Origin of the sequence: Paucibacter aquatile, assembly GCF_002885975.1 — a bacterium.
Lineage (GTDB): Bacteria > Pseudomonadota > Gammaproteobacteria > Burkholderiales > Burkholderiaceae_C > Paucibacter_A > Paucibacter_A aquatilis.
This window is the reverse complement of record NZ_POSP01000003.1, coordinates 3,277,493-3,296,164: the sequence shown is the minus strand read 5'-3', so window position 1 is coordinate 3,296,164 and position 18,672 is coordinate 3,277,493. Positions and strand designations below refer to the sequence as shown.

The window sequence follows — 18,672 nt, the reverse complement described above, 5'->3', positions numbered from 1 at the left end:
GCGCTGTGGCAAGGCTCGCTCGGCGCCGGGATGCCGGAGCTGGATAGACTCTGCCGCCATGCCTGCGTATCCCCTTGCCTATCCCCTTGCCTACCCCCTTGCTTGTGCCCAAGCCCAGCTCACGCGGCGCCGCTGGCTGGCCGCCGCCCTGGCCGGCAGCAGTGTGGCGGCCTGGGCGCAGGCGCGGCAAGTGCTGCAAGTCGGCCCGCGCCGCGCGCTGCGCAGCCTCGCCGCCGCCGCACAAGCCGCGGGCGACCACTGCCTGATCGAGGTGGACGCCGGCGAGTACCGGGCCGACGTGGCCTACTGGCCGCAGAACGGTCTGCTGCTGCGCGCCGTGGGCGGCCGGGTGCAGCTCAAGGCCGAGGGCGCCCACATCATGGGCAAAGGCATCTTCGTCACCGCCGGCCAGAATCAGCGCATCGAAGGCTTTGACTTCAGCGGCGCCCGCGTGCCCGATGGCAATGGCGCAGGCATCCGCATGGACCGCGGCTCCTTGCAGCTTCGCGACTGCCGCTTCCACGGCAACCAGACAGGCCTGCTCACCAACAACGAGGCCGACGCGCGCCTGAGCCTCGAAGACTGCGAATTCGGCCCCATCCTGCCGGGCCAGCGCCACAACCACAACCTCTACGTCGGCCGCATCGCCGAGCTGCGTGTCATTGGCTGCCATCTGCACCACGGCCACTTCGGCCACCTGCTGAAAAGCCGCGCCGCCTTCACCCAGCTGCTCTACAGCCGCCTCAGCGACGAACCCGAGGGCCGGGCCAGCTACGAGCTGGAGTTCCCCAACGGTGGCCGCGCCTGGGTGATGGGCAATCTCATCGTGCAAGGCGCGCAGACCGACAACCCGGCCCTGCTGGCCTACGGCGCCGAGGGCCAGGTCTGGCCCGAGAACGAACTGATCCTGGTGCACAACACCCTGATCGACCGGCGCGCCTCGAGTGGCAGCTTTCTGCAGCTGAAAACGCAGAGCGGCCCGGCGCCGGTGCGCGTGCGCCTGCTCAACAACCTGTTCGCCGGCCCCAGCCGCATGGTGCCGGCGCGCGACTGGGAAGCCTCGGCCAACGGCCACGCCGCTTGGGACGATTTCGTCAACGCGTCTGAGGGCGACTACCGCCTGCGCCCCGGCTCGCGCTGGCAGGGTCGGGCCGTGGACGCCGGCCTGGCCCAGGCGCCCAGCGGCCCGCGTCTGATCCTGCGCCCCGAGCGCCAGTTCCAGGCCCCGCACCACAGCGTGGCCCTGGCCGACGACGCCGGCCGGAGCCTGAGCCCGGGCGCCTTTCCGCTCGATTGAGCACGCTTTCCGGGCCTCGCCGAGCCCGGCAAAAACCCCTCGCGCGGGCCGCGCACGCTACAGTTCGCCCATGCTCGCCTACCGCCACGCCTTCCATGCCGGCAACCATGCCGATGTTCTCAAGCACCTGGTTCTGACCCAGGTGCTCCGCTATATGGCGGAAAAAGAGAAGCCCTACACCCTCGTCGACACCCATGCGGGTGCCGGCGGTTACTCGATCGAAGGCAAGTACGCGCAGAAGAAGGGCGAATACGTCCACGGCGTCTCCAAGCTCTGGGATGCCAAAGACCTGCCCGAACCCCTGGCCCGCTATATGGAGCCGGTGCGCCTGTTCAACCCGGACGGCCAGCTGCGCCAGTACCCGGGCTCGCCGGCCATCGCCAATCTGCTGATGCGCGACACCGACCGCCTGCGCGTTTACGAGCTGCACCCGACCGACTACCGCATCCTCGAAACTTACCTTTCCACCCGGCCCAACACCCAGGTCAGCGACAAAGACGGTTTCAGCGCCATGCGCGCCGAGCTGCCGCCGCCCTCGCGCCGCGCCGTGGTGCTGATGGACCCGTCCTACGAGCTCAAGACCGATTACGGCAAGGTCGTCACCGCCCTGCGCGAAGGCCTGGAGCGCTTTGCCGAGGGCGTGTTCCTGATCTGGTACCCGCAGCTGCAGCTGCTGGAAGCGGCGCAACTGGTGCAGCGGCTCAAGGCCGCCGCCGATGCCGGCGCCAAAAAGGGCTGGCTCCATGTGCGCCTGACTGTTGAGCAGCAGGAAGACGTGCGCGGCTTCGGCATGCTGGGCAGCGGCATGTTCGTGGTCAACCCGCCCTTCACCCTGCACGACGATCTGCAGGCCTCCATGCCTTATCTCGTCGACAAGCTGGGCCAGTACGACGGCGCCAACTTCCTGCTGGAGCAGCGCACGTCCTGAGCCTTTTTGCGATTCAGTAGGCCACGGTGAAGCGCTGACGGTGGTGCCGCGGTGCCTCCAGCTCATCCACCAAGGCCACGGCCAGGTCGGCCACGCTGATGCGCGACTGACCCTGCGCATCGCTGAGCAGCTCTTCCCCGCCCAGGCGGTACTGGCCGCTGCGCTCGCCCGGCTCCAAGTGCGCCGGCGGCGAGACGAACACCCAGTCCAATTCCTGCTCGCCGCGCAGGCGGTTCAGCGCCTCGCGGGCCGCCAGGGCGCCGGCCTTCCACTCGGCCGGGAACTGGGGCGTGTCCACCAGCTGCACGCCGGGCGCCACGTAGAGGCTGCCCGCGCCGCCCACCACCAGCAGCCGCGCCACGCCGGCCTGCTTGACGCCGGCCGTGATGGCGGCCGAGCCGCGCAGGAACTCCTCGAACAGCGCCGGGTGGCCCCAACCGGGGTTGTAGGCACTCAGCACCGCATCCACGCCCTGCACCGCCGCAGCCACGGCCTCGGCCTCAGTGGCATCGGCCTGATGCACCTCCAGCCCCGGCTGCACGGCCAGCTTGGCCGGGTCGCGCAGCAGCGCGCGCACCTCGTGGCCGCGCGCCAGCAATTCCTTCAGCAGCGCCGAGCCCACGAAACCGGTGGCGCCAATCAATGCGATCTTCATCTTCAGTCCTTCAGTCCAGATGCCAGCCACAGCGGCCGGCGTGTTGTGATGGGCTCAACTTTATGGACTTCACAATCAAGCCATAAGTCCTCAGAATCGCCTTGGACTCTTTAGAAAAACTTCATGCTGGACCAACTCAAGCGCATGGCCGTGCTGGCCACGGTGGTGGAGCAAGGCAGCTTTGTCGCCGCCGCGCGCCAGCTGCAAACCACCACCTCGGCCGTCAGCCAACAGGTGCGGGCGCTGGAGCGCGACATGGGCATCACGCTCTTGCACCGCAGCACCCGCAAACTCAGCCTGACCCCGGCCGGCGAGCGCTTTCACGCCGGCTGCGCCGCCATGCTCAGCGCGGCCCGCGGCGCGCAGCAGCAGCTGATCCAGCTGCGCGACGCACCCGAAGGCGAGCTGCGCATCGCCGCCCCCGTGGGCTTTGCCCGCCAGCTGGGCCCGGCCCTGGCGCCGCTGCTGCAGGCCCATCCGGGCCTGAGCCTGCATCTGGAGGTGGAGGACGGATTCACCGACCTGGTCGACCGGCGCATCGATCTGGCCATCCGCTTCGGCCGTCTGCCCGACAGCAGCTGGGTGGCGCAGCGCATCGGCGAAAAAAGCATCGCCCTCTACGCCGCACCGGCCTACCTAGCGCAGCGCGGCGTGCCTGCCCAACTGTCGGATCTGGCCGACACGGGCCACGACTGGCTGGCCCTGCGCAGCGGCACCGACCAGCCCCTCGCCCTGAGCCTGCGGCGCGGCGACGATGTCAGCGAATCGGTCCAGGCCGGCCATCTCCTGCCCCTGCTGCCGGGCTTGCAGCTGCCGCCCCTGCCCATCCATGCACTTTCGCCGCAGCGCGATGCCCAGCCGGCCAAGGTGCGCCACGCCATCGCCGCCTTGCGGGCCTTTTTGAGTGCCGCCCCACCGGGCTGACCCCGGGAAGGCCTGTCATGGTTTCGCGGTACGCTGCGCGTCTTTGATCGATTGCGTTCCATCCGCCCGCACCGCCCACCGACCATGAAGACCGCCCCACCCTTCGGCCTGAGTTCCGCCGCCCTGGCGCGCAGCATTCCTTTTGTCCTCTTCATGGGCTTGCTGGCCTTGCGGGGCGCGCTGCCAGCGGGCGGAGCGCTGGACCCGCGCTGGGTCTACGGCCTGAGCGTGGCCATCGTCGGCGGCGCCCTGTTCTGGTTCTGGAAGGACTACGGCGAGCTGGCCCGCCAGAACCGCCCCAACGCCCGCCAGACGCTCTGGAGCGTGGGCATCGGCGTGGCGGTGTTTGGCCTGTGGATCCACCTCGACGCGCCCTGGATGCAGCTGGGCGAGGCCACCGCCAGCTTTGTGCCGGTGAACGATCAGGGCCAGCTCGACTGGCCGCTGATTGTGCTGCGCTGGATCGGCGCGGCCCTGCTGGTGCCGGTGATGGAAGAGCTGTTCTGGCGCGGTTTTCTGATGCGCTGGATCGAAAGCCCGCAGTTCGAAACCGTGGACCCGCAGCGCGTCGGCCTCAAGGCCATCGCCCTGTCCACCTTTGTCTTCATGCTGGCCCACACCTTGTGGCTGGCCGCCATCGTCGCCGGCCTGGCCTATGCCTGGCTCTATGTGCGCACCGGCCGGCTCTGGTGCGCCGTGATCGCCCATGCCGTGACGAATGGCTTGCTGGGCATCTGGGTGGTCCATTCGGGGCAGTGGCAGTTCTGGTGATCGATTGAACGACGCCGCTCGCCGCAAGACCTGACCCCACACGCCGGAACCGCCACCCATGTCTCAAGCCGATTCGACGCACAGCAGCCAATTCGCGCTGCTGCGCCAACGCCGCTTCGCGCCCTATTTCTGGGTGCAGTTCCTCAATGCCGGCAATGACAACCTCTTCAAGTTCCCGCTGATCATCCTGATCACCTACCAGCTGCAGCTGGACTGGCTGCCGGCCTCGCAGGCCGGGCTGGTGGTCAATGCCCTCTTCATCCTGCCCTATGTGCTGTTCTCAGCCACCAGCGGGCAGCTGGCCGACAAGCTGGACAAGGCGCGGCTGATGCGCTGGGTCAAGTCGGTGGAGATCGCCATCATGGCCCTGGCCGCCTGGGGCTATCTGGCCAGCCATGTGCCGGTGCTGCTGGCCTGCGTGCTCTTGATGGGCTTGCACTCCACCCTGTTCGGCCCGGTCAAATACGCCTACCTGCCGCAGCAGCTCAGCGAGCGCGAGCTGCTGGGCGGCAATGGCATGGTCGAGATGGGCACCTTTGTCGCCATCCTGCTGGGCCAGGTGCTGGGCGGCCTCTTGATCGCCCTGCCCGGCGTGGGCGCGCAGTACGTGGCCATCGCCTGCCTGCTGACCGCCGTGCTCGGCCGCTGGCTGGCGCACTACATCCCCGCCTCGCCGCCCACCGACCCCGGCCTCACCATCAACTGGAACCCCTTCACCGAAACCTGGCGCAACCTCAAGCTCGCGCATGAAGAGCCGGTGGTGTTCCGCTCCCTGCTGGGCATCTCCTGGATGTGGTTCTTCGGCGCCGTCTACCTGAGCAACTTCCCGGCCTTTGCCAAGGAGGTGCTGCATGGCGACGCGCAAGTGGCCACCGCCTTGCTGGTGATGTTCTCGGTCGGCATCGGCATCGGCTCCCTGCTGTGCGAGCTGCTCTCGCGCCGCGCGGTCGAGATCGGCCTGGTGCCGGTCGGCGCCATCGGCATGACGGTGTTTTCGGTGGACCTGTACTTCGCCTCGCGCGGCCTGCCGGCCAAGGCGGCACTCGAGGGCCTGGCGGTCTTCTTCGCCCAGCCGGCGCACTGGCGGGTGATGGCCGATCTGGGCCTGCTGGCCTTGTTCACCGGCCTCTACAGCGTGCCCATGTACGCGCTGATCCAGCTGCGCTCGCAGCCGGCCTACCGCGCCCGCATCATCGCTGCCAACAACATCCTCAACGCCCTGTTCATGATCGCCAGCTCCCTGGGCGCCGGCCTGCTGCTCAGCGCCGCCGGCTTCAGCATCCCCGAGCTCTTCCTGACCGTAGGCCTGGCCAATCTGGCCGTCAGCCTCTACGTCTTCATCCGCGTGCCGGAGTATCTGCAGCGCTTCGTGGGATTGTTCCAGCGCGCCCCGGGCGCCCTGTGAACATCGCCGGCGACACGCCCGCTCTGCGCATCGGTGCCCTGGCCCGGCTCAGCGGAGCCACACCGCGCGCGCTGCGCCTGTACGAAGCAATGAGCCTGCTGCCCGCACCGGCACGCGAGGGCAAGTACCGGGTCTACAGCGCCGTGCATCTGAACGTGGTGCGGCTGATCCGCGAAGCCCAGGCCTTGGGCTTCAAGCTGCATGAACTCCAGGCCATGGCGGCCGAAGTGCCGCTGACGCAGGCCCTGAACCCCGACACTGCGCTGCCGGCGCTGCGCGACAAACGCCGGCAGCTGGACCAGCAGATCCATGAGCTGCAAGCACGGGCCGGCACGCTGGACCGCTGCATTGCCGCCTTGAGTGACCCACGGCTGCTCACGGCGCTTTGCACGAAGGGGAGCACGGAGCAGCCCCAACCTTCAGCCCAGGACGCGCGATCCGGCAGCACTTGACTCTGCCCCTAGGGGCAGACAGGACACTGGCGGCCTCGCGTTCGCGCCCAGCTGCAGTCCCTTGTCGACACCCATCCGCCGATGTCCTCCATCCACCCGCCCCGCCGCATCCTCGTCCTCAACGCCAACCCCAAACCCGCCAGCCTCAGCCAGGCCCTGGCCGAGCGCTATGCCGAGGCCGCCAGCACGGCTGGTCATGCCGTTCAGCTGGTGCATCTGCATGCGCTGCGCTTCGAGCCCGATCTGCGCGGCGGCTACGCGAACCCGCAAGTGCTGGAGCCCGATCTGCAGCAGCTGCAGCGGCAGATCCTGGAGGCCGAACACCTGGTGTTGGCCTACCCCGTCTGGTGGGGCTCGGTGCCAGCCTTGTTCAAGGGCCTGCTGGACCGACTGCTGCTGCCCGGCTTCGCCTTCCGCTACGACGGCAGCCAGAGCCTGCCCGAACAACTGTTGAAAGGCCGCAGCGCCCGCCTGCTGGTCTGCATGGACACGCCCGCCTGGTACTTCCGATGGTTCCAGGGGGCCCCGGCCCACCGCATGATGAAAAACGCCGTGCTGGGTTTTTGCGGTATCGCGCCGATTCGCATCAGCAGCTTTGCGCCCGTGATCAAGAGCACACCGGAGCAGCGGGCCCAATGGCTGGAACAGGCTGCGGACCTGGGCCGACAAGGCAGGTGAGGGCGGCGCTGCAGCGTTCAATCGGATTGAAGCCTGACTTCAAGCCAGCGCGCCGATGGCGGCCTCGAAGCGCCCTACAGTTCAGCGCATACCACCACTGCACTGGAGCCCGCGCATGAGCCACATCGACAGCCAGGTCCTGGACCAAGCCTTCCGCCAAGCCCGCACCTTCAACACCTTCCGCCCGGAGCCGGTCAGCGATGCCCTGCTGCAGCAGGTGGTCGAGCTGGCCCAGTGGGGGCCTACGGCCATGAATGGCCAGCCGGTGCGCTATGTCTTCGTGCGCAGCCCCGAGGCCAAGCAGCGCCTGGCGCCGGCCCTGGCCGCCGGCAATCTGGCCAAGACCCTGGCCGCGCCCGTGACCGTGATCGTGGCCGCTGACAGCCAGTTCTTCGAACACCTGCCGACCCAGTTCCCGGCCGTGCCCGGTGCGCGTGACATGTTTGCCGGCAATGCCGCCATGGCCGCCGGCACCGCCAGCCGCGACTCGCACCTGCAAGGCGCCTACTTCATCATCGCCGCTCGCCTGCTGGGCCTGGACTGCGGCCCCATGGCCGGCTTTGACAATGCCAAGGTCAACGCCGAGTTCTTCCCCGACGGCCGTTTTCAATCGCAGTTCCTGATCAACCTGGGCTACGGCGACCCGGCCGGCAACTACCCGCGCGGCCCGCGCCTGGGCTTCGAGCAGGTGGCGCAGGTGCTCTGAAAAACGAAGAGCAGATCCGCAGCCAGGCGCCGGCTCAGTTCGCGCCGTGGCAGAGCGGGTAGGGGCGGCCGCTGCCGCAAGGGCAGAGCGCCGCACCACTGGCGGCCCGGTCTGCCATCCCGGCCATTGCTGCGGCCTCGGCCGCATCGCGCTGCGCCTGCCAGTAGCGCTGGATCTGCCGCGCCTGCTGGGCCAGGCCGGCGGCGGCCGCATCGTGCGCGGCCTCGCTGGGCGGCTGCTGCTCCAGTCGCCGCCAGCCGGCCTCGCTGCCGTAGAGCTGCAAGGTGCTGAACCAGTCCGGGTGGGCCTGCAGCAGCGGCTGCCAGGCGGGCGCGGCGAGCGCAATGCCGCAGAGGTAGCCACGGCACCAGTCATCCAGGATCACCAGAGGCCGGCCGTCCTCGCCCTCGGTGCAGCCGAACAGCGGCTGGTAAACCGGGCGATCGGGCTCGCGCAGCGCTGCGGCCGTGGCCTGCCATTGCTTGAGCAGCAAGGCCTGCAGTCGGGCGTGCAGATGCGGGTCGGCAAAAGTGGGCTGCTGCACACCTTGCTCGGCATCCAGAACCCAGGCCATGGCCCGCTCGGGGGTGATCGGCACGGGGCCGCTGACCAGGGCGCAGATGAAGCCATCGATCATGGGCGCCTGCATGGGCTGATCGAGGCCGACGTCCTCGGCAAACAAGGCCTCTTCAAGCAGGGCGATGTCGTCCAACGACCAGCCCAGCTCGACATTGAGCGCCTTGCCGACGAACACCGTGCTAGACCCCTCGGGCGCGGTCGGCCGCGAACTTGGCCTGGAAGGCGGCGAAGCCGCCCTCGCCGGGCAGGTCCAGCGCGTCGCGCGCTTCCTGCATCAGGTTCAGGTAGTAGTGCAGGTTGTGAATGCTGGTCAGCATGGGGCCCAGCATCTCGCCGCAGCGGTCCAGGTGGTGCAGGTAGGCGCGGCTGAAGGTCTTGCAGGTGTAGCAGGTGCAGGTCTCGTCCACCGGCCGCTCGTCGGTCTTGTAGCGGGCGTTGCGCAGGCGCAGGTCACCGAAGCGGGTGAACAGATGGCCGTTGCGCGCATTGCGGGTGGGCATGACGCAATCGAACATGTCGATGCCGCGGCTGACGCCTTCGATCAGGTCTTCCGGCGTGCCCACGCCCATCAGATAACGCGGCTTTTGCGCAGGCAGCTGATGGCCGATATGGGCCAGCACGCGCTGCATATCGGCCTTGGGCTCGCCCACCGACAGGCCGCCGATGGCATAGCCCGGCAGGTCCAGCTCGGCCAGGCCGGCCAGGGAATGGTCACGCAGGTTCTCGAACATGCCGCCCTGGACGATGCCGAAGAGCGCATTGGGGTTCTCCAGGCGGGCGAACTCATCCTGGCAGCGCTTGGCCCAGCGCAAGCTCATCTCCATGCTCTTGCGGGCTTCCAGCTCGGTGGTGATGTGGCCCTTGGTTTCGTAGGGCGTGCACTCGTCGAACTGCATGACGATGTCGGAATTGAGCACCGTCTGGATCTGCATCGAGATCTCGGGCGTCAGGAAGAGCTTGTCGCCGTTGACCGGCGAGGCGAACTTGACGCCCTCTTCGCTGATCTTGCGCATCTCGCCCAGGCTCCAGACCTGGAAACCGCCGCTGTCGGTCAGGATGGGTTTGTTCCAGCTCTCGAACTGATGCAGGCCGCCGAACTGTTTCATGATGTCCAGGCCCGGGCGCATCCACAGGTGGAAGGTGTTGCCGAGGATGATCTGGGCGCCCATCTCCTCGAGCGAGCGCGGCATCACGCCCTTGACGGTGCCATAGGTGCCCACCGGCATGAAGATCGGCGTTTGCACGACCCCGTGGTTGAGCGTCATCTGGCCACGGCGGGCGTGGCCTTCGGTCTTGAGGAGTTCGAACTTCAGCATGGGCGCGATTGTCGCAGCAGGCGTGGCCGCCGGGGTGGGGGCAGCGCCTCAGACACCGCCATCCCAGCGGCCCAGGGCCTGCTGGGTCGAGCCCCAGGCCAGCCAGACCGCCAGCGCCAGCGGCGGCAGCCAGCGCTCCAGGCCTTTCAGACTCAGCGCCTCGGGCGAGGCCCAGGCGTGCATGCCCTCGGGCAACAGCCAGAGCAAGGCCGCCGCGGCCAGGCCCAGGGCCAGAGGCATCAGCCAGGCCAGCAGGCGGGCCGCGGCTGAAGGCCTGGGCACCGCGCTCGCCGCAGCACGCGGCGCCGGCAAGGCAGCCGGCAAGGCGGCCAGCACCGCGGCGCTGAAACCGGCGTCTTCGCTCAGCGCCGCGGCCTCCTGGGCCAGATCGGCCGCGGCCTCGCGCAGCAGGCCGTCCAGCCAGGCCTCGTCGGCAGCGTCCAGCCGCTCGCTGGTTTGCATCGATGGCGGGGTTGGGGTCATGGCAACACCTCTTCTTCAGTCGCGTGTGGCGCCCAGGCCTGCAGATATTCCTTGAGCTTGATCTTGCCACGCAGCACATGGGTCTTGAGCGTGCCCAGCGGCCAGCCCAGCAGGGCCGCCGCCTCGCTGTGCGAGAGCTCGGCCAGATAGCAATGCACGATGGCCTCCTGCTCCGGCGCGCTCAGCCGCGCCAGTGCCCGGCCCAGGTCCAGGCGCAGAGCCACCTGCTGCGGCAGCTCGGCCTGTGCATCAGCCTCGGTCTCGCCCTGCCAAGCCCCATCGTCCTCCGCCAAGCTCTCGCTGCGCTGCGCCAGCTCGCTCGCGCCCAGGCGCTGCTGTTGCAAAAAGCAGTTGCAGGCGATGCGGTAGAGCCAGCTGCGAAAGCGCGCCTCGCCGCGAAAACCGGGCAGCGCGCGGTAGGCCTGCAAAAAGGCCTCCTGCGCCAGCTCATCGGCACGCGCCGCATCGCCCCGGGTCAGGCGGCACAGCAGGGCGCGCACCATGCCCTGGTGGCGCCGCAGCAGGCAGGCAAAGGCCGCACGATCGTCATGCAGCTGCACCTGGCGCACCCAGAGGCGGTCCTGGGCGTCTTGTGCATCCTCGCGACTGAAGGCCTCGTCATCCATGCGCGGAGCCTGATCTCAAACCTTTGCCTGAGCATCCTTCTGGCCGCGCGTCTCCACCCGCCACACGATCAGCAAAGCAATGCCGATGAAGCCCGGCAGGCAGCCGATGGCCCAGAGCCAACTGCCTGGGTTCATCAGGTAGAACATCACCGCCAAGCCGAGACCGGCGGCCACATTGATCGCGCCCGCTTGCAGGCCGCCGTTTGTGCGTCGCCGCTGGGCATCGAGGCTCGCCTGGCCATCACCGGAAAGCTGATTCAAGAGTTCCGGCGGCAGAGGCTGGCCCTTGTCGGCCAGCTGGCGCAGGGTCTCGTGCAGCAGCTGCTCGCGCCGCATCTTGGCCTGGATGCCCATGATGATGGCCACGATGGGAATCATCAGCGCCATGATGGGCACCAGGAAGGGAAGGACGTGACGCATATTGAGGAAGTCCATGGGCGCTGCTCCTGCAGAGGTTGGGGGAATGCTCGGGCGATCAAGAAGAGAAAACTGATCGGGACGCAAGCTTGGATGCGCGGGCGGCGGTGTTTGGATTCATCCAGCGCCAAATAGTTTGGGCATGCCAGGTCGAGCGCCTGGCATTCGAGGCCTATGTGCGATGGGCGATGGGCGATGGGCGATGGGCGATGGGCGCAGTCTGCCCCGAAGCCGCTGCGCTACTTCTCGCCACCCGACGCGACGGCCTTCAAGGCATCGGCCAGTGCCGTCAAGGCGGCGACCGTGCCCTGCAGCTGCGCGGGCAAGGCGGCCAACCAGGTGGCGTCTGGCGCCTCGCCCTGTTCCAGCCGCGCTTCACCCTCGGCCAGCATTTGAGCCAGGCGCTCAGCGCCCAAGATGGCCGCCATGCCTTTGCTGGCGTGAACCTGCAACTGGGCCGCGGGCCAATCGCGGGCTTGCAGCGCCGCTTCGATCTGCGCCGGCAACTCGGCGGCGGACCGGGAAAAGCTCGCCACGCTCTTCTGATACCTCGGCAATTTGCCCATGAAACGGTCCATGGCCAGCTGGATCTCAATGCCATCGGCCAGAGCTTGCTCCAGCAAAGGCCCGGGTACCAGCAAGGTGGGAAAGGCAAACTTTGCTGTTTCTGCAACGCCCTCTGTTGCGCTTTCAATCGAACCGTCCGAGCTGCGCCCGGTGGGCCGGCCCAGCTTCTGGATCAGACGCACCAGCCGGTCCAGGTCAAAGGGCTTGCCCACATGCTCATCCATGCCCGCGGCCAGGCATTCTTCGCGGTCCGAGGCCATGGCATTGGCCGTCATGGCCACGATGGGCAGACGCAGGCCCAGCTCCTCGCGCAAGATGCGGGTGGCCGTGTAGCCATCCATGACAGGCATCTGCACATCCATCAGCAAGAGGTCCACCGCGCCCGCATCGGCCCGCATGATGTCCACCGCCTCCTGCCCATTCGAGGCCAGGCGGACCGAGGCGCCGGCATCCTCGAGCAGTTCACGCGCGACCTGCTGGTTGTTGAGGTTGTCCTCCACCACGAGCAGGCGGATGCCTGCCAGCGGCGCCGCCCCGGCGTTTGCAGCGGCGCCCTCCCCGTCGTGCTGGCCGTCTGAGGGCGGGGCCGTGGCGGGACAGAGCGACTCACGCAAGGCGACCGCCATCAGGGGTTTGACCAGGAAGGCCTTCAGCAACGCCTGCTCGGCCGGTGTCAGCGCCTCCAGCTGCAGCGGCGTGCCACTCATCACCAGGGGCAGCTCGGCCCAGCCGGGCCGGGCACGCAGCTGCGCCAGGCAGGCCCAAACGTCCTCACCCGGCAGCTGTGCATCCGCCAGCACCAGGTTCAGCGCCAAACCATCGGGCGCCGCCGCCATCCAGGCCTGCGCCTCGGCCACGCTGGCTGTCGCCACCACCTGCCAGCCTTCGGCCATCAACATGCGGCTCAGCAGCTCGCGGGCACGGGCGTTGTCGTCGATCAACAAGACCAACCCCTGGCTCGCCGCTGCCGGGGCTTGGGCGCCGTCAGCCTCGCCCTGCACCACCGGCAAGTCGAGTTGAAAGCTGAAACGACTGCCTTGCCCCAGGGCGCTTTCCAGCGTGATCTGGCCGCCCATCAGCTCCAGCAGGCGCAGGCTGATGGCAAGCCCCAGGCCCGTGCCACCGAACTTGCGCGTGGTGGATGCTTCCGCCTGGCTGAAGCCCGAAAAAATCTTGGCGTGGTGCTCTGGCGCGATGCCGATGCCGGTGTCCGTCACCGTGAACTCCAGCCGCACCGCATCCTCCAGGCGCTGCATGAGCTGAACGCCAACCACCACCTCACCGCTTGAGGTGAACTTGAGCGCATTGCCGGCCAGATTGATCAGCACCTGCAACAGGCGCAAGCCATCCACGTGCAGCAAGGGCGGCAACTGCGGGTCCAGATCGAACAACAGATCCACCGGCTTGGCGCCCACATTGGCAGCCAGGATCACCGACAAGTCGCGGAAGATCTGCGTCAGGGCATGCGGCTGCGGATCCAGCGTCAGCTTGCCGGCTTCGACCTTGGAGAAATCGAGAATGTCGTTGAGCAGCCCCAAGAGCGAACGAGCCGCGCCCTCGGTCTTGCTGGCGTAGTCGCGCTGGCGCGTGCTGAGTTCGGTGCGCTGAAGCAGCTTGAGCAGACCCAGGATCGCATTCATGGGCGTGCGGATCTCGTGGCTCATATTGGCCAGAAAGCGGCTCTTGGAGCGCGAGGCTTCCTCGGCCTCCTGGCGGGCATGCACAAAATCGCTGATGTCATGGAAGCTGTAGACCAGGCCGATCACCTCGCCACGATCCATCTGCGGGCGGACGCGACGCTCGAACAAGCGGCCGTTCTTGAGCTTGGTGATTTCACAGCCCGCTTGTGAATCCAGGCCGACCTGTTGGCTGAAGGCCGTGAAGTCGTCTTGCAGCTGCCACGGCGTACTCAGCTGCTCCATCAGGAAGGCGATGATGGCTTCGCTGTCTTGCAGCAGCACCGCCTCGGGGATCTCCCACATGGCGCTGAAGCGGCGGTTCATGTTGACGATATGGCCGGCCGAATCGAGCACCAAAACGCCTTCCCAGATCGACTCCAAGGTGGCCTGCAACTGACCCGACAGCGCCGCCAACTGGGCCTCGCCGCGCTTCAGGCTGGCACCGTCCCGCACCCGCAGCACCAAGACGTCTTCAACATCGCCACGCAGGCGGCGGATCGACTTGATCACCGGCAGCGCCACCCCATCGCCGCAGATGTACATGGACTCGGCGTTGTCGATATCACTGCCCCCGCCCACGCGCACATCTTCCCAGTAGAAGATATCGGCCAGGCTGCTCTCCACCTCGGTGATGGCGCGGCCGACCAGCGGGGTGGCCTCGTAGCCCAGGGTGACTTCAGCCTGCCGATTGGCCGCGATGATCTGGAGCGACTTGGGGTCCACCACCAAGAGCATCTCGGAGCTCTGGTCGCACATGACGCGATCCAGGGTGGCAGGGTCCCAGCTCATGTGGGCTTGCCCCCGTCAAAGTAGTAATTGACGCGTTTGCGCGGTGCCAGGTATTCGTACACCGCCGCCGGCAGCTGGCTGGGGCGGTAGGCCTTGCTGATGTGGACATCGCCCTCTTCGTTGAGGTCCAGCATCATGGCCTCGCTCTTCGGAACGCCCGCGTCGTAGGTGATGACGGTGGGTTTGAGCGGCCGCGCGGCGTTGACGCGAATCACCAGGCCGATCACATCATTGGACAGGCCCACGATGGTGCCCGGCGGGTACACGCCCATGAACTTGATGAAGGCCTGCAAAAAGCGCGGGTCAAAACGGCTGCGCTGCTGGGCAAACATCTGGGACAAGGCCTCATGCGGGGTCAGCGAGTGGGCGATATGGGGCGCGTTGCAGAGGTTGTCGTAGGTGTTGATCACCGCCACCAGGCGCGCCAAGGGATCGATCGCCTCAGCCACCAGCTTCTTCGGGTAGCCGCTGCCGTCATACGCCTCGTGGTGCTGATGGATGATGTTGCACAGCACATTGGACAGGCCGATCTTCTTCGCCAGGTCCAGGCCGTACTGACAGTGCAGCTCGCGCGCCTCGCGCTCGAATTTGCTCAAGGGCCCGGCCTTGCGCATGATGTTCTCGGGAATGTCATTGAGCCCGATGTCGTGGAACACCGCGGCCATGCCCACCATCTTGACCAGCTCGGCCGGCATGCTCATCTCCTTGCCCAACACCATGGCCAGCACGGCCACATTGAGCGAGTGCAGATAGACATCCTCATTGCCGGGCTTGTCGCCCATCACCTGAATGGCCAGGTCCGGCGCTGCCAGCATCTCGTCAACGATGCCGCCGATCAGCTCGGTGGTGTCACTGAGCGCCTGCTGAGGCTGGGAGTAAATGGTTTTGTTGATGCCCTTGATGACCCCGGCGGCATTGGCAAAGGCACGCTCCACCCGCTCGATCTTCTCGCGGTGTTCGGCCATCTGCCGAATGCGCTGCTGCTTGGCCGCCATCAAGGCGGCCAGCTCGGCCTGGCGGGCCAGTTCCTCCGCAGTGGGGGCGGCCGGGGGCTGCTCACTCTTGGGCAAAGGCTTCACATCGCTCAGGGACGGCGCCCAGCGCACGCTGGCCAGGCCCAGGCTGCGAATGGTCTGCAGCTGCTCTTCGGTCTTGATCTTGAAGTTGTTGAAGTTGAAGGGATGCTCCATCCAACCCACATCCAGGTAGACGTAAACGCCCACACGCAACTGATCAACGGAGATGCGATGTTCGTTTTCTGATGCAGACATGGCGGAGATGATTTAAGCATGTTCCCAAGGGCTTGGGGCCGCCGAAGCCTCCTTCAAGCGCTGCCCCCCAGGATCACCCCCAAGTCCGGCCAGGATCGATCACGGGACAATGGCTTCATGTTCCCACGCCTCGTTTTGCGCGGGTGCCAGCTCTGGCCCAGCCTGTTGATCCTCTTCGTCCTGTTTGGGCAAATCTCCCACGCGCAGGGCCAGGAGCGCCTGAACCTGCGCCAAGCCCAGTTTTCGCATGAGCTGGCGCCGCTTGAGCAAGAGATCAGCCTGCCCGACACCTGGCGCCAACGCGGTCTGCCCGCCCGAGGGCAGGGGCGCTACCGCTTGCACTTCACGCTGGACCAGGCGCCCCCGCATGGCCAGGCCTGGGCGCTGCGCGCCGAGCGCCTGAGCCGGCTGCATCGCGTGCTGCTCAACGGCGCCGTGGTGCACGAGCAAGCCGATTCGGAGGCCATGCGCCTGCATGCCTCCCCGGCCCAAACCTGGCTGGAGCTGCCCAGCGCCCTGCTGCGACCGGGGCCCAACGAACTCGTGCTGGAGCTGTACTACCAGCGTCGCGCCGGCCTCTCCGACCTTTGGATCGGCCCCGCTGCCGAGCTGGAGCCCGGCTACCAGTGGATGCGCTGGCGCGAAGCCCAGCTGCCGCAGTGGATCAATATGCTGGCCGCCGGCTTCTCGCTGCTGCTTTTGCTGGTGTGGATGGAGCGTCGCCACGAACGCAGCCTGGGCCTGTTCGCCTGGCTGTGCCTGCTCACCTCGCTGCGCAACAGCGTGTACGGCCTGAGCCTGCCGCTCGCCTGGGTGCAAGCCCTGGACCTGTTTTTCTACCTGGCCCAGGTGGCAAGCATCCAGCTTCTCGGTCGCTTTGCCCTCGCCTGGTCCGAACGCGCCCTGCCCTGGTACCGCCACAGCCTGCGCTGGACCGCCTGGCCCTTGCTGTTGGGAGGGGTGCTGGCCTCGTGGCTGGGCGCCCTGGAAACCTGGCGCAGCTGGGCCTACCCCGTGGTGCTGCTGCTGGGCCTGCCGGCCCTGGGCCTGGTGGGGCTGCGCGCCTTCCGCGTCGGCGGCTGGCGCCGACTTGCCCTGGCGGGGGCGATGTTGCTGATGATGGGGGCAGCCGTGTTCGACTATCTGGTCGGTCAGGGCCGGCTCAGCGTCATGCATGCCTACGCCATGCCCTGGATCCAGCCTCTGGCCATGATCGCCTTCGCCACTTTGCTGGCAGAGCGACTGGTGGTGGCCTTGCGCCAGAGCGAGCGCCAGCAGGCCGAGCTGGAGCGCCAGGTGGCCGAGCGCACCGCCCAGCTGCAAGCCGCCCATCTGGCCAAGAGCCGGCTGCTGGACGCCGCCAGCCACGACCTGCGCCAGCCCGTCACCGCCCTGGGCCTGCTGGTGGGCATGGCGCGACTCCAGACCCAGGAACCACGGCTGCGCCAGCTGCTCGACCAAGCCGGCGAAGGCGTGCGCGGGCTCGAGCGCCTGCTCAAAGGCCTGCTCGATCATTCGCGCCTCGATCAACAGGACCGGCCCGTGCAAACCACGCCGCTGCGATTGCAGCCCCTGCTGGATGCGGTCTTGGTGCACGCCGGCCCGCTGGCGCGCGAGCGCGGCCTGCGCCTGCGCGTGCGGCCCTGCGCCTTGTGGGTTCGTTCTGAACCGCTGCTGCTGGAGCAGGTGCTGCGCAATCTGGTCAGCAATGCCATCACGCACACAAGCCAGGGCTCGGTGATGGTGGTCGCGCGCCGGCGGGGCGCTCAGCTCTGCCTGCAGGTGCGCGACAGCGGGCCCGGCATCCCGCCCGAAGCACAGCAGCGCATCTTTGAACCCTTTGTGCAGCTGGGCAACCCCGCGCGCAGCCGACAGCATGGCAGCGGTCTTGGCCTGGCCATCGTCGACCAGGCGCTGCGCCGCCTGGGCCATTCGCTGCAGCTGCGTTCAGCGCCGGGCCGCGGCAGCTGCTTCAGCGTGCTGCTGCCGCTCTGCGAAGCGCCCAGCGAAGCCTCCGCGGCGCCAGCGCCCAGCGGCCCCAGCGAGGCCGACAAGAGCCCGGCCGTGGCGCCGCAAACCATCTGGCTGGTGGAGGACGATGTGGAGCTTCAGCAGGCCTTGTCCCAACAGCTGGAAGCCTGGGGGCACTGCGTCTGCAGCTTCGACACCGCCGAGGCCTTGTGGGCGCAATGGCCGGCGCCGCCCGACCCGGCCCCCGACTGGGTGCTGGCCGACCATCGCCTGCCCGGCATGAAGGGTGAAACGCTGCTGCAACGCATCGCCAGCCTCGGCGGGCCCAGCCGCCTGGCCCTGATGACCGCCGACCTGGACCCTGCCTCGGGCGCCATCCTGCGCAGCGCCGCATGGCCGACGTTGCAAAAGCCCTTCAGCCCGCAGGTGTTGCAAGCCTTGCTGTCGCAGACGACAACAGCGCCGGTTCTGCCGACCAAGCCGGCAACCTGAAGCCCAGCCGGGCGGCCACCACCATGGCCTCGGCGCGACGGCTCACATTGAGCTTGCGAAAGATCACGGCCAGATGGGTCTTGACGGTGGATTCCGACATCTCCAGCCGCCGCGCAATCGACTTGTTGCTGAGGCCGCGCAAGAGCAGGCCCAGCACCTCCTGCTGGCGATCCGAAAAATGCGGGGTTTCGCCCAGCTCCTCACTCTGCAGCCGAAAACTGGCCGGCAGGGCAATGCGCCCCTCCAGCGCCGCCGAGAGCTGCGACCAGAGCAGCTCGAAATGCGCCGTCTTGGGGATGAAGCCGGCCGCGCCGCCCTCCAGGCAGGCCAGCACCGTGGCCGGGCGCTCGTCCGCCGACACCACGATCACCGGCACCCATTCCAGCGCTTCGCGCAAGCGCTGCAGCGCATCGAGGCCTTGTGCATCGGGCAGCCCCAGATCGAGCAGCACCAGATCGGGCGCCCCCTGAGACTCGAGCCCGGTCAGCAAGGCGCCCAGGCTGGCGTACTGCAGGCATTGCGTCTGCGGGTGCGCCTGTGACAACAGGGCCACCAGCCCCTCCCTCAGCAGGGTATGGTCATCAACCAAGGCGATGTTCATGAGCGGAAATTATGTCAGCGGCCCATGACAGGCCAGCTCGGCGCGCGCCCCGAGGCAGCTCGCCA

17 protein-coding genes and 1 pseudogene are annotated in these 18,672 nt (G+C 67.6%); 9 read left to right on the top strand and 9 right to left on the bottom strand.

Translation table 11 applies throughout. The features are described from left to right. The first annotated feature begins 58 nt into the window (after positions 1 to 58). The gene (locus tag C1O66_RS17320; protein WP_102769030.1) at positions 59 to 1,297 is read left to right on the top strand and encodes a hypothetical protein; all 1,239 of its coding nucleotides are present in this window, start codon (positions 59 to 61) and stop codon (positions 1,295 to 1,297) included. A 70-nt stretch (positions 1,298 to 1,367) separates the two neighbouring features. After that, complete coding sequence (locus C1O66_RS17315) at positions 1,368 to 2,225, top strand: 23S rRNA (adenine(2030)-N(6))-methyltransferase RlmJ (RefSeq protein WP_102769029.1); 858 nt, start codon at positions 1,368 to 1,370, stop codon at positions 2,223 to 2,225. Between the two features lie 13 nt (positions 2,226 to 2,238). Here the strand turns inward: C1O66_RS17315 and C1O66_RS17310 are convergent, their stop codons facing one another. Continuing rightward, on the bottom strand, positions 2,239 to 2,880 hold the full coding sequence (locus tag C1O66_RS17310; RefSeq protein ID WP_102769028.1) for an NAD(P)-dependent oxidoreductase: 642 nt from the start codon (positions 2,878 to 2,880) through the stop codon (positions 2,239 to 2,241). Between the two features lie 123 nt (positions 2,881 to 3,003). Here C1O66_RS17310 and C1O66_RS17305 point away from each other — a divergent pair, with 123 nt between their 5' ends. The 6 genes and pseudogenes from C1O66_RS17305 to C1O66_RS17280 all read left to right on the top strand — a co-directional run bounded on the left by C1O66_RS17305 (position 3,004) and on the right by C1O66_RS17280 (position 7,816). Beyond that, positions 3,004 to 3,804, top strand: coding sequence for a LysR family transcriptional regulator (locus C1O66_RS17305; protein ID WP_102769027.1), 801 nt, complete (start codon positions 3,004 to 3,006; stop codon positions 3,802 to 3,804). Positions 3,805 to 3,888: 84 nt separating this feature from the next. After that, the gene (locus C1O66_RS17300) at positions 3,889 to 4,575 is read left to right on the top strand and encodes a CAAX prenyl protease-related protein (protein ID WP_102769026.1); all 687 of its coding nucleotides are present in this window, start codon (positions 3,889 to 3,891) and stop codon (positions 4,573 to 4,575) included. Positions 4,576 to 4,633: 58 nt separating this feature from the next. Further along, positions 4,634 to 5,947 (top strand): annotated as a pseudogene (locus C1O66_RS17295) (MFS transporter); the annotation flags it as partial. A 29-nt stretch (positions 5,948 to 5,976) separates the two neighbouring features. Beyond that, the gene (locus tag C1O66_RS17290) at positions 5,977 to 6,432 is read left to right on the top strand and encodes a MerR family transcriptional regulator (RefSeq protein ID WP_207795978.1); all 456 of its coding nucleotides are present in this window, start codon (positions 5,977 to 5,979) and stop codon (positions 6,430 to 6,432) included. Between the two features lie 81 nt (positions 6,433 to 6,513). Further along, positions 6,514 to 7,110 carry an NAD(P)H-dependent oxidoreductase gene (locus tag C1O66_RS17285; RefSeq protein ID WP_102769024.1) on the top strand — a complete coding sequence of 199 codons (597 nt, stop codon included), beginning with the start codon at positions 6,514 to 6,516 and terminating at the stop codon, positions 7,108 to 7,110. A 115-nt stretch (positions 7,111 to 7,225) separates the two neighbouring features. Then, positions 7,226 to 7,816, top strand: coding sequence for a malonic semialdehyde reductase (locus tag C1O66_RS17280; protein WP_102769023.1), 591 nt, complete (start codon positions 7,226 to 7,228; stop codon positions 7,814 to 7,816). 34 nt (positions 7,817 to 7,850) lie between these two features. Here the strand turns inward: C1O66_RS17280 and C1O66_RS17275 are convergent, their stop codons facing one another. The 7 genes from C1O66_RS17275 to C1O66_RS17245 form a co-directional block, all read right to left on the bottom strand. Further along, positions 7,851 to 8,570, bottom strand: a complete 720-nt coding sequence (locus tag C1O66_RS17275; protein ID WP_102769022.1) for a UPF0149 family protein — start codon at positions 8,568 to 8,570, stop codon at positions 7,851 to 7,853. 4 nt (positions 8,571 to 8,574) lie between these two features. Beyond that, positions 8,575 to 9,711, bottom strand: a complete 1,137-nt coding sequence (tgt, locus tag C1O66_RS17270) for a tRNA guanosine(34) transglycosylase Tgt (protein ID WP_102769021.1) — start codon at positions 9,709 to 9,711, stop codon at positions 8,575 to 8,577. 48 nt (positions 9,712 to 9,759) lie between these two features. After that, the gene (locus C1O66_RS17265) at positions 9,760 to 10,194 is read right to left on the bottom strand and encodes a hypothetical protein (RefSeq protein ID WP_133155268.1); all 435 of its coding nucleotides are present in this window, start codon (positions 10,192 to 10,194) and stop codon (positions 9,760 to 9,762) included. Continuing rightward, complete coding sequence (locus tag C1O66_RS17260) at positions 10,191 to 10,820, bottom strand: RNA polymerase sigma factor (RefSeq protein ID WP_102769019.1); 630 nt, start codon at positions 10,818 to 10,820, stop codon at positions 10,191 to 10,193. Before C1O66_RS17260 ends, C1O66_RS17265 begins: the two co-directional genes overlap by 4 nt. A 15-nt stretch (positions 10,821 to 10,835) precedes the next feature. Further along, positions 10,836 to 11,255, bottom strand: a complete 420-nt coding sequence (locus tag C1O66_RS17255) for a DUF6249 domain-containing protein (protein ID WP_102769018.1) — start codon at positions 11,253 to 11,255, stop codon at positions 10,836 to 10,838. Positions 11,256 to 11,476: 221 nt separating this feature from the next. Next, positions 11,477 to 14,272, bottom strand: a complete 2,796-nt coding sequence (locus C1O66_RS17250; RefSeq protein ID WP_102769017.1) for a response regulator — start codon at positions 14,270 to 14,272, stop codon at positions 11,477 to 11,479. Next, positions 14,269 to 15,543 (bottom strand): HD-GYP domain-containing protein, encoded by a 1,275-nt coding sequence (locus tag C1O66_RS17245; RefSeq protein ID WP_102769016.1) that lies wholly within the window; start codon positions 15,541 to 15,543, stop codon positions 14,269 to 14,271. Before C1O66_RS17245 ends, C1O66_RS17250 begins: the two co-directional genes overlap by 4 nt. 117 nt (positions 15,544 to 15,660) lie before the next feature. Between C1O66_RS17245 and C1O66_RS17240 the strand changes: the two genes are divergently transcribed. Then, positions 15,661 to 18,006: an ATP-binding protein gene (locus tag C1O66_RS17240; protein ID WP_165794660.1), complete on the top strand. Its 2,346-nt coding sequence runs from the start codon at positions 15,661 to 15,663 to the stop codon at positions 18,004 to 18,006. On the opposite strand, the gene C1O66_RS17235 is transcribed toward C1O66_RS17240, so the two are convergent. Next, positions 17,930 to 18,607: a response regulator gene (locus C1O66_RS17235; RefSeq protein ID WP_102769014.1), complete on the bottom strand. Its 678-nt coding sequence runs from the start codon at positions 18,605 to 18,607 to the stop codon at positions 17,930 to 17,932. The two genes, C1O66_RS17240 and C1O66_RS17235, sit on opposite strands and share 77 nt — an antisense overlap. Between the last annotated feature and the right edge of the window lie 65 nt (positions 18,608 to 18,672).